Below are 13,488 nucleotides of genomic sequence, written 5' to 3' on the forward strand. Positions count from 1 at the left end.
GTTTATTTGTCGACGTGCAGCTTGAGATCGCTCGCGCCGACCTGGTCGGTCTCGGCGATCAGGCCGGCGGCCTTGCGCATGGCGAACCCCAGCGCCTCCATGTGCTTGCCCGCGGCGTCGAACTGGTTGTGCACGCCGTCCTTGAACTTGCCGACCGCGCCGTGCGCGTCGCCCGTGTCGTCCATGCCGCCGAAGGGGCTTTCCTTCTCGTGGTCCAGGCCGGTGACCTTCTGCTTGGACTTTTCGAACTCGTCCTTCAGCTTCTCCACCTGGCCGGCCGCGATGGCCATCGAGTCCGGGTCGTAGACAGGCACGGTTCGTCATCCCCTTCGGAAACTTGTCTCCGCCCGTTCAGACGTCGTCATGACCAGGACGGTTCCCGCGCTTACTTTATGACTTCGTCCGGAGCGCGGGTACGGATCTCCGCCAACTTCCCCCCAGCGGGGATCAGGCCTCCGCCATCAGTTCGCGGATCCTCGTCGCCAGCAGGGCGTTGTCCGCCGGGGTGACCGTGGCCCACTCGCGGCCGTCGCCGTCGCGGCCCACCTGGAACAGGTAGCGGCCCGCGTCCGTGTCGAAGAACGCCACCACCCGGTCCGCGCGGTGCACCACGCCGTCGCGCGAGGTGCGTTCCGCGCCGAACTGGCCGCGGGCCTCCTGGCCCAGCAGCATGCCCGAAAGCTCCTGGGCCTGGAACAACGGTATCCCCCGGTCGGCCAACGCCGTGACCAGCGCCTTTGCGTCACCCTTCGCCGCCGCGTCGGCGGATTTCACGACGTCGTAGGGAAGGCTGACCGTCTGGCCGATGCCCGGGCCGAGGTCGCCCGCCACCGAGACCGCCGCCTCCGGCAGGCCGTCCTCGGTGGCCGGGATCAGCCAGACCTCGCCGTTGTCCACCACCGCCAGCACCGCGTGGCCGCGCAGGCTGACCGCGCGGCCACGGATCTCGCGTTCCGCCCACACCCACACATCCAGCGCGGACTGCGGGCGCGCCAGCAGGTGCAGCAGGTCGGCCAGCTCGCCGGACACCCGCCGGTTGCGGGCCAGGCGCCGCTCGCTCAGCGACGCCCACGCCGACTCGACCAGCTCGAGCCGCTCGGCGCGGGTGGTGCCTTCGCTCGGCACGTCCAGCGCGACGTGCCGCCGGGGCAGTTCGAAGGACTCCCAGAGCACGTCGAACTCGAGGGCCGACAGGACGAGCGACACGGTCAGCGACCATCCCCGCCGTGGTCACCGAGCACGTCGGGGGACACCATCCGCTGGTCGGCGAACAGGTCCTGGTCGTCAACGCCGTAGCGGCGGACGTGCTCGGCGTCCTCCTCCTGCGGTGCCGCCTCGGACAGGTACTTCGTCTCGCCGGGCTTCTGCTTCGGGCTGATCTGCTCGGACTTGCGCAGCGCGACGGCTTCCTCCTCGGGCAGCTCGCCGACCGGCAACGGCCGCACCGGGCCCTTAGGCTGGCCCTTCTCGCGCCGCTGACGTTCCTTGTCGCCGCTCAACGCGCCGCCGGCCACGCCCGCGCCGATCGCCGCCGCGCCCGCACCGAGGTCGCCGGGGGTCGCGCCGGGCTTCACCACGAAGCCGCGTTCGCCCGTGTACTGGCCGGGCTGGAGCGGGGCCTGCGGCATCGCGCCGACCGTGCGGCCCTTGGCCAGCAGCCCGTCCGGGCCGCGGCTCGCGGAGCTGTCGATGCCGGTCGAGCCACCGGGTGTCCCCCCGCCACTGCCGCCGAGCGACTTGATCGGCGTCGTCGCCGGGGCCGAGCCGGGCGGCTGCGCGCCGGGCGCACCCGGCGGGCAGAACGGTTCGCCCTGGCCTCCGGTCGCCGGGCCGGGGGTGAAGCGGCCGGACGGGTCGCCGGACGTGCCGCGGCCCGGGGGCTGGACCCAGCCCGGGCCGGGCTGGAAAGCCGGCGGCTTCGCGCCCGACGGCGTCGTCGAACTCGGCGTCGTGTGCTGGGCGGGCGGAGCACCGGCCGCGCCGGCCGAGCTGGTCTGGCGCGGCGGCTGCTGCTGGGCGGGCCGGGACGACTGCTGGGCCGCGACGCCGTAGACCGGGGTCGGCGGATCGGCGTGCACGGTGTGGGAGACCGGCTGCACCACCGGCGGCTCGACGCGGACCGACCGGACCTGGTCCGAGGCCGGCTTCACGCCGCCGTCCGGCGTCACCGCGACCGCGGCGCCCGCGACGTCCAGCACGCCCGGCGTCACGCCGGGGGCGGCCAGCTTCAGCGACTCCGGGTCGGACAGCGCCTGCGTCGAGAGCAGGTTCGTGCCGCTCTGCTGGGCATACTCGTTCAACGCCTGCTGCGCCTGGGCCTTGGCGTCGTTCGCGGCCTCGACCTGCCGGGCGTGGTCGGTCTCGAAGCCGATGAGGCTCATCAGCAGGCCGTCGGTGAGGGTGAAGCCGCCCGCGCCCTTCCGGACCGTTTCGGCGTCCGGCAGCTTGTACTTGGTGCGGTTGAACGCCTCACCCTGCTCGAAGACCATTTCCGCGGCGTGCGCGACCTTCGTCGTGGCGTCCTGGGAGAAGCCGGCCTGCTCGGTGAACACCTGGCTGGCCGCGCCCCCGGCCTGGCTCTGCCACTCGACGCCGAGTTCGAGCAGCTGCGCGCGCAGCGTCTGGTCGGTGTGGGCGAGCGCGGTCGCGACGGCCTTCAGCGCGTCGACGGCGGTGCCGATGCTGCCGGTGCCGTCGCCGTTGATCATCCGCGTGATCTGGTCGGCGATCGCGGTGTTGGTCCAGCCGTCGAACCGGTGGTTCTGGATCCCGGCCGCGAGCTCGGAGAATTCCACGCGCCCTCCCTAGTTGCGTGCTTTCAAGGTCTGCAACGCCAGGTCGGCGGCGTGGGCCGACATGTCGCACAGCTGCGGCTGCGTGAGCCGGCCGCGGGTGATGGCGAAGGTCTGGACGGCGAGCGTCTGTCCCTTCGCGACGCCGACGAGCGTTTCGCAGTCGGCCGGGTCGCCGGCCGCGCGGTAGTTCGTCAGCGCCGGATGACCACCGATGGTCTTCGGCTCGGTGGTCATGCTGTTCTTCTTGCGTGCCCCGGTGATCCACTGGTCGAGATCCGCCGGGACGGACCGCACGTGGTAGGAGTGCACCGGCTCGGCGCCGTCGGCGTCGAACACGCAGGTCGGGCCGTCCTGTTCCGGAGCCATCCGCGGGACGCTGGTGACCTTCAGCGCGTCGAGCTGCACCTGGGGGAAGATCTCGCACAGGTCGACGCCCTGCAGCGTCAGGTCGGCCGGCCGCTGCGGCAGCTGGGCGGCCTTGGCGCTCTGCGACGCGGCCGTGGCGGCCGTCTCGACCGGGTACGGCGTGCCTTCGGTGCCCGCGGAGCAGCCGGCGAGCGCCGCCGTCGCGAGCACGCCTCCGGCGATCCGGTTACGCACCGTGCTTGCCGCGGTCACCGAACACCGCCGCCTTCTCCTCTTCGCTGATCTTGTAGTCCTTCGCGGCTTCGCGCAGCTGCGAGACCAGGCGCTTGAGGCCGGCGACGTACTCGCGGACCTGGCCGGCGTAGGAGCGGTCGCCGTCGGCGATCAGGGTGTTCCAGGCCTGGACCGACTGCGTGCTGATCACGTCGGCGGACGGCGCGTCGATCCGCAGCTGGCCGAGCTTGGTCAGCAGCTGGTCTTCGAGGGCGTTGGCCTGCTCTTCGACGATCCGGGCGACGTCGAGGAGCTTGTCCGGGTGGACCAGGACGTCCGCGGCCGCCGGCGCCACCGGGACGGCCGAACTGAGGTCTTGCGGGGGTCCGGGTGGCGGAGCCCCCGGCCCGGGGCGAAGCCCCGGAACAACGCCGTCGTACGAGGGTCCTGACATGCGCTCCCCTGACGTCATACGGACAGTGACCGGCCGGCTCCCGTCGAGGCTACCAACGTGGAGGTAGTAGCAGCCTGAGTTTGGACGAAGAGCGGGCCCGGCCGGTTCCCCCGATCCGTGGAATCAGGCGCGCTGTTTCGCCGAGGGGGCGCCGACCTCGCCGTTCGCCGCTTTCAGCGCGATGTCCGTGCGGTGGTGCGAGCCCGCGAGGTGGACCTTCTCGACGGTTTCGTACGCGTGCTTGCGCGCCGACTTGAGCGTCTTGCCGGTGCCGACCACCGACAGCACGCGGCCGCCGGAGGAGACGACGGCACCGTCGTCACGGCGGCGGGTGCCGGCGTGCAGGACGCCTTCCAGCTCGGCCCCGGTGATGATGTCGCCGGTCCGCGGCTTGCCCGGGTAGCCGTCGGCGGCGATGACGACGGTGACCGCGGCGCCGCCCGCCCACTCCAGCGGCGGGTGCTCGGCGAGCTTGCCGGTGGCGGTGGCGTGCATGAGCCCGGCGATCGGCGTGCGCAGCAGGGCCAGCACGACCTGCGTCTCCGGGTCGCCGAAGCGGCAGTTGAACTCGATGACCTGCGGGCCATCGGAGGTCAGCGCGAGGCCGGCGTAGAGCAGGCCGGAGAACGGCGCGCCGCGGTTGACCAGCTCGTCGGCGACCGGCTGGACGACCGTCTCGACCAAGTCGTCGACCAGGTTTTCGGGCGCCCACGGCAGCGGCGCGTAGGCACCCATGCCGCCGGTGTTCGGGCCCGCGTCGTCGTCGCCCACGCGCTTGAAGTCCTGCGCGGGCAGCAGCGGGACGACGGTGTTGCCGTCGACGAAGCAGAACAGCGACGCCTCCGGGCCGTCCAAATAGGACTCCAGGAGGACCGGGTGACCGCCGTCGAGCAGCATGATGGCGTGTTTGCGCGCGACGTCGATGTCCGGCGTGACGACAACGCCCTTGCCGGCGGCCAGTCCGTCGTCCTTGACGACCCAGGTCGGGCCGAAGCGGGCGAGCGCGGCATCGAGGCGGGCCGGGTTGTCGACGACCTCGCAGCGCGCGGTCGGCACGTTCGCGGCGGCCATGACGTCCTTCGCGAAGGCCTTCGACCCTTCGATCCGCGCGGCGGCGGCGGACGGGCCGAAGCAGGCGATGCCGGCCTTGCGCACGGCATCGGCGACGCCGGCGACGAGTGGCACCTCGGGCCCGACGACGACGAGGTCGGCCTGCCAGCTCTTGGCGAGCCCGGCAACCGCATCGGGATCGGCGGCTTCGACACCGAGCTGCTCGGCGACCGCGGCCGTCCCGGCGTTGCCGGGCGCACAGGCCAGAGCCGTGACGGTGGGATCGCCGGACGCCGCGAGGACAAGTGCATGCTCGCGGGCGCCGGAGCCGATTACCAGTACGCGCACGCCGCACAGCGTATCCGGCCGGGTTCGCGGCGCACACCGCACCGTCGCCGGGGGCCGGGGCTCGGCGCCGGACGGGCCTGTCCACAAGTCTCCACGGGTGTGGACAACTCGGCCTCCGGCCCCGGCGATCCGGAGGTTTCGTCGGAAGTCGCCGATACGCTGGACCCGGGGGGCGCCCCCGGCGGGCGAGGGCGGTTTCCGGCGGGCGAGGGGCGGTTTCCGGCGAAGTCGGCCGAGTAGCCCCTGCCGCCGGTATCAGCCGGGTGCAGCAGCGGGTTTTGAACGTCGCGACAGCCCCGACGTCCCGCGGTCGCCGCGAAGGGCCACCTGGCGATCGACCTGGCCGGACACGGCCAGCGAGGGTCGGGCTACCGCGCGAACAGGAGTCCACGTGCCGTTTACCGTGTCGACCGCTCAGGTACGTAGTTCGGATGCTTGCGGCATCGAGGGTGGCGCGAGTAGTCAGGGCACACCCTGAGTGAAAAGAGGTCACCAGATGAAGCGCAGACGTGTCGGTTTGCTGGCACTTGCCGGGCTCGCGTTGCTGAGCGTCACCGGCGTCGCGGTCGGTTCGGCCAGTGCCGACGAACCGGGTGCCGCCGGAAGCGGGTCCGCCGATGCGGCCGCGCACGGGCGGGGCCACCATGACCCCGTGATCATCGGACACCGCGGCGCGCCCGGGTACCGGCCGGAGCACACCCTCGCCTCCTACGAGCTCGCCTACCGGATGGGCGTCGACTGGGTCGACGTCGACCTCGTGCCCACCAAGGACGGTCAGCTCGTCGCCCGGCACGAACCCGAGATCGGCGGCACCACCGACGTCGCGAAGCACCCCGAGTTCGCGAACCGGAAGAAGACCGTCGTGCTCGACGGGGTCAGCACGACCGGGTGGTTCACCCAGGACTTCACGCTGGCCGAGCTGAAGACGCTGCGCGCGGTCGAGCGGATCCCGCAGAACCGGCCGCACAACACGCTCTACAACGGCCGCTACCAGATCGCCTCCTACCAGGAGGTGCTCGACCTGACCCGGCGCCTCGGCCGCGAGCTGCACCGGACGCTGGGCACCTACCCCGAGATCAAGCACTCGACGTTCTTCCAGTCCATCGGCAACCCGACCGAGCCGAAGCTGGTCTCGATCCTGAAGCGCAACGGCCTCGACCGGCCGGACGCGCCCGCGATCATCCAGTCGTTCGAGGTGTCGAACCTGGTCGCGCTGCACAAGCAGGTCCGGACGCCGCTGCTGCAGCTGACCTCGGCGACCGGCGCCCCGGCGGACCTCGTCGCGAAGGGCGACCCGCGGACGTACAAGGACCTCGTGACGCCGCAGGGGCTGCGTGAGATCGCGAAGTACGCGAAGTACCTCGGGCCGGAGAAGGCGCAGATCATCCCCCTGGACGCGGCCGGGAACCTGACCCGGCCGACCGCGCTCGTCGCGGACGCGCACCGGGCGGGCCTGAAGGTGCAGCCGTACACCTTCCGGAACGAGAACCCGTTCCTGCCGGCGAACCTGCGCTCGTCGGCCGAGCCGGACGCCTACGGTGACGTCTTCACCGAGGAGACGGCGTTCCTCAAGGCCGGCGTCGACGGCTTCTTCGCCGACCAGCCGGACACCGCGCTGGAGTCGCTGCACGCGTTCCTCGGCCGGTAATCGCTTTGCCGTCAAGGGCGCTTCCGTGGACGCTGAGTCCATGGAAGCGCCCTTTTCCGGTGTCGTGCTCGTCAGCCGCGGAGACGAAACGCTCCTCGCCGAGGCGTCCGGGTACGCGCACGTCGCCCACGGGGTCGAAAACACCGTCGAAACCCGGTTCGCGATCGCCAGCGGCACGAAGGGCCTGACCGCGCTGGTCGTCGTCGGCCTGATCGCCGAGGGGCGGCTGGCGCTGGAGACCACCGCACGGGAGGTCCTCGGCGGCGACCTGCCGCTGATCGACGACCGGGTGACCGTCGAGCACCTGCTGACGCACACCTCCGGCATCGGCGACTACTGCGACGAAGAGATCGACCCACCGCCGAACCCCCTGCTCGCCACGTCGGCCGACTACCTCGCCGCGCTCGACGGTTTCCCGCAGAGGACCCCGCCGGGCCAGGAGTTCCGCTACCACAACGGCGCGTTCGTCGTCCTCGGCCTGATCGCCGAACGGATCGCGGGCATACCTTTCACCGAGCTCGTCCACGACCGGGTCTGCGGGCCCGCCGGGATGACGGACACGGCGTTCCTCCGCTCGGACGCGCTGCCCGCCCGGACGGCCACCGGCTACCTCGAAGACGGCCGCACCAACGTGTTCAGCCTGCCCGTGGTGGGGCACGGCGACGGCGGGATCTACAGCTCCGCGCCGGATTTCCGGAAGTTCTGGCCCGCGCTGCTCGACGGCCGGATCGTGCCGCGCGAGTGGGTGGACCGGATGCTGCGCCCGCACACGGACGGCTACGGGCTCGGCTTCCGGCTGCCGCGGCCGGGTGTGGTGCACCTGGAGGGCGGCGACCACGGCGTCACGTTCTGGAGCAGGCACCAGCCGTCGTCCGGGCTCACCGCGACCCTGATCTCGAACGACCACCGAGGTGGCGGGCCCCGGCTGCGGCGGCTGGACGAGTTCTTCACGAAGGCTTGACACCCTCCGGGACCGGGGCTACCTTCGGCGAAATTCAATGGTCTGGCCGCATACCTTTCAAGAGGTGCCCGATGGACGTTTCCGACCAGCAGACCACTCCCCCCGACGACGACGCCGCCCGGCTACACCAGCTGGGATACGCCCAAGAGCTCAAACGGACGATGTCGGCGTTCTCGAACTTCGCCGTCTCCTTCACGATCATTTCGATCCTCTCCGGCTGCCTCACGCTCTACGGCTTCGGCATGAAGACCGGGGGCCCGGCCGCGATGATCTGGGGCTGGCCGCTGGTCGGGGTGTTCGTGATCCTGGTCGGGCTCGGCATGGCCGAGGTCTGCTCCAGCTACCCGACCGCCGGCGGGCTGTACTACTGGGCCGCGAAGCTGGCGCCGAACAAGTCCGGCCCCGCGTGGTCGTGGTTCACCGGCTGGTTCAACCTCATCGGCCAGATCGCGGTCACCGCGGGCATCGACTTCGGGGCGGCGCTGTTCCTCAACGCGTTCCTCGACCTGCAGTTCGGCTTCGAAGCGACGCCGGGGCACACGATCCTGCTGCTCGCGATCATCCTCGTGGTGCACGGCCTGCTGAACACCTTCGGCGTCCGGATCGTGGCGATCCTCAACAACGTCAGCGTGTGGTGGCACCTGATCGGCGTGCTGGTGATCGTCGGCGTGCTGGTGTTCGTGCCGGCCAAGCACCAGGACGCGTCGTTCGTCTTCGGCAGCTTCGTCAACCAAACGGGCTGGGGCTCGACGTTCTACGTCTTCGCACTGGGGTTGCTGGTCGCGCAGTACACGCTGACCGGCTACGACGCCTCCGCGCACATGACCGAGGAGACGAAGAGCGCGGCGACGGCCGGGCCGCGCGGCATCGTCATGTCGATCGTCGTCTCCCTCGTCGCCGGCTGGATCCTGCTGATCGGCCTGACCTTCGCCATCCAGGACTACGACGGCGCGGTCGGCTCGGCCACCGGCGTCCCGCCCGCGCAGATCTTCATCGACGCGACCGGCGCGGTCACCGGCAAGTTCCTGTTGCTGATCTGCATCGGCGCCCAGCTGTTCTGCGGCATGGCCTCGGTGACGGCGAACTCGCGGATGATCTACGCGTTCGCCCGCGACGGCGCGATCCCGGGTTCGGGCTTCTGGCACAAGATCAACAAGCGGACGCAGACGCCGACCAACGCCGTGTGGCTCGCCGCGGGCGGCGCACTGGTGCTGGCCCTGCCGTACCTGTGGAGCGCGACGGCCTACGCCGCGGTGACGTCGATCGCCGTGGTCGGGCTGTACGTGGCGTACGTGATCCCGGTGTTCCTGCGCGTCCGCCGCGGCGACTCGTTCGAGCCGGGACCGTGGACGCTCGGCCGCTGGGGCAAGCCGATCGGCATCATCGCGACCGTGTGGGTCGCGCTGATCTTCGTGCTCTTCATGCTGCCGCAGGTTTCGCCGGTGACGGCCGATTCGTTCAACTACACGCCGATCGCCTTCCTCGTGGTGCTGGGTGGGGCCGGCCTGTGGTGGGTGATCTCGGCCCGCAAGTGGTTCACGGGGCCGAAGGTCCAGGGTTCCGAGGCGGAACTGGCCGCGGTGGAACAGGAACTGAAGGAACTGGGCTGACCTCCGGTGACGGCGCGTGGCGGCCGGGGCGGACCACCGCCACGGCCGCCGCGCCCAGGGCGCCGACCAGTGCGAATGCGTAGAAACCCCATGGGTACGCGATTCCCGCCGTCAGCAGTGCGCCGCCGAGGATGGGGCCCGAGATCGCGCCGATGCGGCCGATGCCCGCCGACCAGCCGAGGCCGGTCGCGCGGATCGCGTCCGGGTAGAGCCGGCCGATGTAGGCGTACACCAGCACCTGGGCGCTGAACACGAAGCAGCCGGTGAGGAACACCGCCGCATACAGCCCGACGGCGGGCAGCTTCACGCTCAGCAGGGCGAGGAACACCGCGCCCGCGCAGAACCAGGCGATCGCCGACGGGCGGATGCCGACGCGGTCGGCGACCCGGCCCGCGACGAGCAGGCCCACAATGCCCCCGACGTTCAGCGTCAGCAGCAGGCTCAGCGCGGCGCCCAGCGGGTACCCGGCCTGGCGCATGATCTCCGGCAGCCACGTGTTCAGCCCGTAGACCAGCAGCAGGCCCATGAACGAGGTGACCCAGAACGCGATCGTCGCGCGCAGCAGGCCGCCGCGGAACAGCCCGGCGACGGCGTGCCCGGCCGACCGCTCGGTCTCGCGGACCCGCTCGAACGTCTCGGACTCCGGCAGGTACTTCAGCATCAGCGGAACCAGCACGACGGCGGGCAGCGCGCCGGCGACGAACATCGCGCGCCAGCCCAGCGGCGAGATCAGCACGATGCCCAGCAACGCGGTCAGCACCGCGCCGACGTGGTAGCCGGTCATCACGGTGGTCGTCGCGCTGCCGGACCTGCCCTGGCGCGCGTACTCCGTGACGAGCGTGATCGCCGTCGGCAGGCAGCCGCCGAGGCCGAGCCCGGCGATGAACCGCAGCAGCCCGAAGACGAACGTCGACGGCGCGAAGGCGCACAGCAGCGTGCACAGGGAGAACAGCGTCACGGAGATGATCAGGGATTTCCGGCGGCCGATGACGTCGGTGACCGTGCCGATCGCCAGCCCGCCCAGCATCATCCCGGCGAGCCCGACGGTCGACACGACCGACGCCGTGGCCGGCGTCAGGCCCCAGACGTGGCCGCGCAGCAGCACCGGCAGCACGGTGCCGAGCACGACCAGGTCGAACCCGTCGAGCAGGACGGCTGTCCAGGCCAGGGGCACGACCCAGCCGCGGGTGCCAGGGGACATCAGAACCTCCGGAGGTGCGTCGGTGCACGTCTTCCGCACAGGTGTGCGCATTGCGAACAAGTATGCATGTGGGATCCGGTACAATCCAGCGCTTTTCCGCTGAACGGAAGCCGAGCAAGGCCGTGCGACCTGCGGAAAGATGCGGCGAGTGGAACTTTTGACGCTGATGGGCGTGCTCGCCGGCTCGCTGGCGCTGACCGCGGTCGCGCGGCGCTACAACCTGTCCGCGCCCCTGCTGGTGGTGGTCGTCGCGCTCGGCGTCGCCCTGATCCCCGGTGTGCCCCGGCTGGAGCTCGAGCCGGAGCTGATCCTCACCGTGGTGCTGCCGCCGCTGCTCTACTCGACGTCGCTCGAGAGCTCGCTGACGCACTTCAAGACGGCTCTGCGGCCGATCATCACGCTCGGCGTGGTGCTGGTGGCCGTGACCGCCGTGGTCGTCGCCGTCGTGGTGCACCTCCTGCTGCCGGACCTGCCGTTCGCGTCGGCGCTGGTCCTCGGCGCGGTCGTGGCTCCGCCGGACGCGGTGACGGCGGTGGCGATCGGGCGCAAGCTCGGCCTGCCCCGGCGGATGATGGCCGTGCTGACCGGGGAGAGCCTGGTCAACGACGCCGCCGCGCTGACGCTGTACAAGGTCGCACTCGCCGCGGTCGCGGGCACCGCGGGCTCGGCCGGGCACGGGTTCGCGGTGTTCGGCGTGGCGACCGTGCTGGGCATCGCGACCGGCCTCGCGATCGGCGCGGTCGTGGTGCTGATCCGGCGGCTGCTCGACGACCCGCTGATGGAGTCGGCGTTCGGGATCATCGTGCCGTTCGCCGCGTACGTCACCGCCGAGCACCTGCACCCCTTCGGCGACGACTTCAGCGGGTCCGGCGTGCTCGCCGTCGTCGCGGCCGGCCTCTACCTCGGCCACCGCTCGCTGTACGCCTCACCCGCGACCCGCATGCAGGACAGATCGGTGTGGGCGTCGATCGACGTCCTGCTGGAAGCGCTGGTGTTCGCGCTGATGGGGCTGCAGCTGCCGTTCGTGCTGGACGGCGCCCAGCACGCGGCCCGCGACAACAGCACACTGGCGCTGGTCGCGGCCGCCGTGCTGGCGGTGACGGTGCTGGTCCGGATCCCGGCGGTGTTCGTCTCCGCGTACCTGCCGCGCGCGATGCGGCTGTTCGGCCGCGGCCGCGCGGCACCGTCGTGGCGGGTGCTGGCGGTGGTCTCGTGGACGGGCATGCGCGGCGTGGTGACGCTCGCCGCGGCGGCCGGCGTCCCGGCGGGCACCCCCGGCCGCGCGGAGATCCAGCTGTTCGCGTTCACCGTGGCCATCGGCACGGTGCTGCTCCAGGGGCTGACGCTGCCGCCGCTGATCCGGGCCCTGAAGGTCGAGGACCCGGACGAGGCCGCCCGCGACGAAGCCGAAGAACTGGCCGCGCGCGAAGTCGCGAAGCAGGCCGCGCACGAACGGCTGCGCGAGATCGGTCACGAGCGGCTCGCCGCCCTGGACCTGCCACCGGAGCGCATCGCCCACCTGAAGGAGCGCCTGGAACGGCTGATCGACATGCGCTACCGGTTCGCCAAGGCGGCGATCACGCTGTCCGGCGAGGACCATTCGGGCAGCCCGCAGGCCCAGTTCGCGAAGGCCCGGCGCGAACTGCTGATCACCCAGCGCAAGGCGATGATCGAGGAGAACCGCGCGGGCCGCCTCGACGACGAAGTGCTGCAGAAAGTGCTGCGGGAGCTGGATCTGGAGGAACTTTCGGTGTCGGCGACCCTCACGAACCGGTCGGGCTGAGCGCCGCCCAGGTCCGCAGGCGCTCCTCGGCGGAGCGGATCCCGGCCTGGGTGAGGACGACGTCGGTGGCGCCGGCGTCGTAGTAGCGCTGGATGCCCCGCGCGACGGTCTTTTCGTCACCGATCAGGGCCAGCTCGGCGGGGTGGTCCACGCCTTCCGCGTCGAGGATCTTCCGGTACGACGGAATCTGCCCGTAGAAGGCCATCTGCTCGACGGCCAGCGCGCGGACGGCGTCGGGATCGTCGGTGACGACGGCCGGGACGGCGGCGATGATCCGCTTCCCCGCGGGAAAGGCCGGGACGATCCGCTCGGAAAGCGCTCTCGGCCCGGCGAGGTACGGGAGGGTGCCGTCGGCGAGCTCACCGGTGACGGCCAGGGCCTGCGGCCCCATGGCGGCGACGACGACCGGCACGTCCCCGCCACCGGCCACAGTGGACGGACCGATCGAGTGCGCCAGTACGGTCTCGCCGTCGAAGTCGACGGCTTCCCCGGCGAAGGCCTGCCGGAGAACGGTCAGGTACTCGCGCAGGTGCCGGATCGGCGGCGGGTAGTCGAGGCCGTAAAGGGGGCCGAGGAAGCTCTTCGCGCCGAGCCCGATCCCGAGCGTGAACCGCCCCCCGGTGGCGGCCTGCGCGGTTTGCGCGGCGCTCGCGACCAGCAGCGGGTGCCGCGGATAGGTGGGCACGACGGAGGTGCCGACCTCGATCCCGGGCACTTCCCGCCCGGCGAGCGCGGCGATCGCGATGGCGTCCTGGCCGTGGGGCAGCTGGGAGAACCAGACGGATTTCAGCCCGGCCTCGGCGGCTTGCCGGGTCTGGGTGATGAGTTCTTCGACGAGGTTCGGTGCCGAGTCCGTGTCACCGGACGGCAGCGCGACTCCGATGGTCATGACCCCAAGTTAGCGAGGGGCGCCGGCCGGTTTCGGGCTTCCCAGAGAGCGGGAAACCGGCCAACTTCGAAAGATCTCATCATGGACGTGATGACGAAGAGCGTGGGCTTTTCACCCTCCCGGCGGCGCGCACGGCGAGCCCCCTCGCCCCTCCGTGCGCGCCGCCGGCA

12 protein-coding genes are annotated in these 13,488 nt (G+C 71.3%); 4 read left to right on the forward strand and 8 right to left on the reverse strand.

All coding sequences use genetic code 11. The features are described 5' to 3' along the window. Positions 1-2: 2 nt before the first annotated feature. The 6 genes from ACLJQE_RS03485 to purD form a co-directional block, all read right to left on the reverse strand. Positions 3-314 (reverse strand): hypothetical protein, encoded by a 312-nt coding sequence (locus tag ACLJQE_RS03485; RefSeq protein ID WP_410637450.1) that lies wholly within the window; start codon positions 312-314, stop codon positions 3-5. 133 nt (positions 315-447) lie between these two features. After that, positions 448-1,206 (reverse strand): ESX secretion-associated protein EspG, encoded by a 759-nt coding sequence (locus tag ACLJQE_RS03490; protein WP_410637451.1) that lies wholly within the window; start codon positions 1,204-1,206, stop codon positions 448-450. 2 nt (positions 1,207-1,208) lie between these two features. Then, complete coding sequence (locus ACLJQE_RS03495; RefSeq protein WP_410637452.1) at positions 1,209-2,795, reverse strand: hypothetical protein; 1,587 nt, start codon at positions 2,793-2,795, stop codon at positions 1,209-1,211. A 9-nt stretch (positions 2,796-2,804) separates the two neighbouring features. After that, positions 2,805-3,371, reverse strand: coding sequence for a DUF3558 domain-containing protein (locus ACLJQE_RS03500; protein ID WP_410638300.1), 567 nt, complete (start codon positions 3,369-3,371; stop codon positions 2,805-2,807). Between the two features lie 16 nt (positions 3,372-3,387). Then, entirely contained in the window at positions 3,388-3,729 is a 342-nt protein-coding gene (locus ACLJQE_RS03505; RefSeq protein WP_410637453.1) for a hypothetical protein, read from the reverse strand. Between the two features lie 222 nt (positions 3,730-3,951). Continuing rightward, the gene (gene purD / locus ACLJQE_RS03510) at positions 3,952-5,226 is read right to left on the reverse strand and encodes a phosphoribosylamine--glycine ligase (protein ID WP_410637454.1); all 1,275 of its coding nucleotides are present in this window, start codon (positions 5,224-5,226) and stop codon (positions 3,952-3,954) included. A gap of 496 nt (positions 5,227-5,722) precedes the next feature. Between purD and ACLJQE_RS03515 the strand changes: the two genes are divergently transcribed. The 3 genes from ACLJQE_RS03515 to ACLJQE_RS03525 all read left to right on the forward strand — a co-directional run bounded on the left by ACLJQE_RS03515 (position 5,723) and on the right by ACLJQE_RS03525 (position 9,445). Beyond that, entirely contained in the window at positions 5,723-6,874 is a 1,152-nt protein-coding gene (locus ACLJQE_RS03515; RefSeq protein ID WP_410637455.1) for a glycerophosphodiester phosphodiesterase, read from the forward strand. A 40-nt stretch (positions 6,875-6,914) separates the two neighbouring features. Then, the gene (locus ACLJQE_RS03520) at positions 6,915-7,835 is read left to right on the forward strand and encodes a serine hydrolase domain-containing protein (RefSeq protein ID WP_410637456.1); all 921 of its coding nucleotides are present in this window, start codon (positions 6,915-6,917) and stop codon (positions 7,833-7,835) included. A 71-nt stretch (positions 7,836-7,906) separates the two neighbouring features. Further along, positions 7,907-9,445 carry an amino acid permease gene (locus tag ACLJQE_RS03525; protein ID WP_410637457.1) on the forward strand — a complete coding sequence of 513 codons (1,539 nt, stop codon included), beginning with the start codon at positions 7,907-7,909 and terminating at the stop codon, positions 9,443-9,445. Here the strand turns inward: ACLJQE_RS03525 and ACLJQE_RS03530 are convergent. After that, a complete protein-coding gene (locus ACLJQE_RS03530) occupies positions 9,372-10,646 on the reverse strand; it encodes an MFS transporter (RefSeq protein ID WP_410637458.1) in 1,275 nt (424 codons plus the stop codon). The genes ACLJQE_RS03525 and ACLJQE_RS03530 overlap by 74 nt on opposite strands. Positions 10,647-10,794: 148 nt before the next feature. Between ACLJQE_RS03530 and ACLJQE_RS03535 the strand changes: the two genes are divergently transcribed. Then, the gene (locus tag ACLJQE_RS03535; RefSeq protein ID WP_410637459.1) at positions 10,795-12,429 is read left to right on the forward strand and encodes a cation:proton antiporter; all 1,635 of its coding nucleotides are present in this window, start codon (positions 10,795-10,797) and stop codon (positions 12,427-12,429) included. On the opposite strand, the gene ACLJQE_RS03540 is transcribed toward ACLJQE_RS03535, so the two are convergent. Beyond that, on the reverse strand, positions 12,410-13,318 hold the full coding sequence (locus ACLJQE_RS03540) for a TIGR03564 family F420-dependent LLM class oxidoreductase (RefSeq protein WP_410637460.1): 909 nt from the start codon (positions 13,316-13,318) through the stop codon (positions 12,410-12,412). The genes ACLJQE_RS03535 and ACLJQE_RS03540 overlap by 20 nt on opposite strands. Positions 13,319-13,488 lie beyond the last annotated feature (170 nt).

The sequence above is a fragment of the Amycolatopsis sp. lyj-346 genome, from assembly GCF_046548975.1.
Lineage (GTDB): Bacteria > Actinomycetota > Actinomycetes > Mycobacteriales > Pseudonocardiaceae > Amycolatopsis.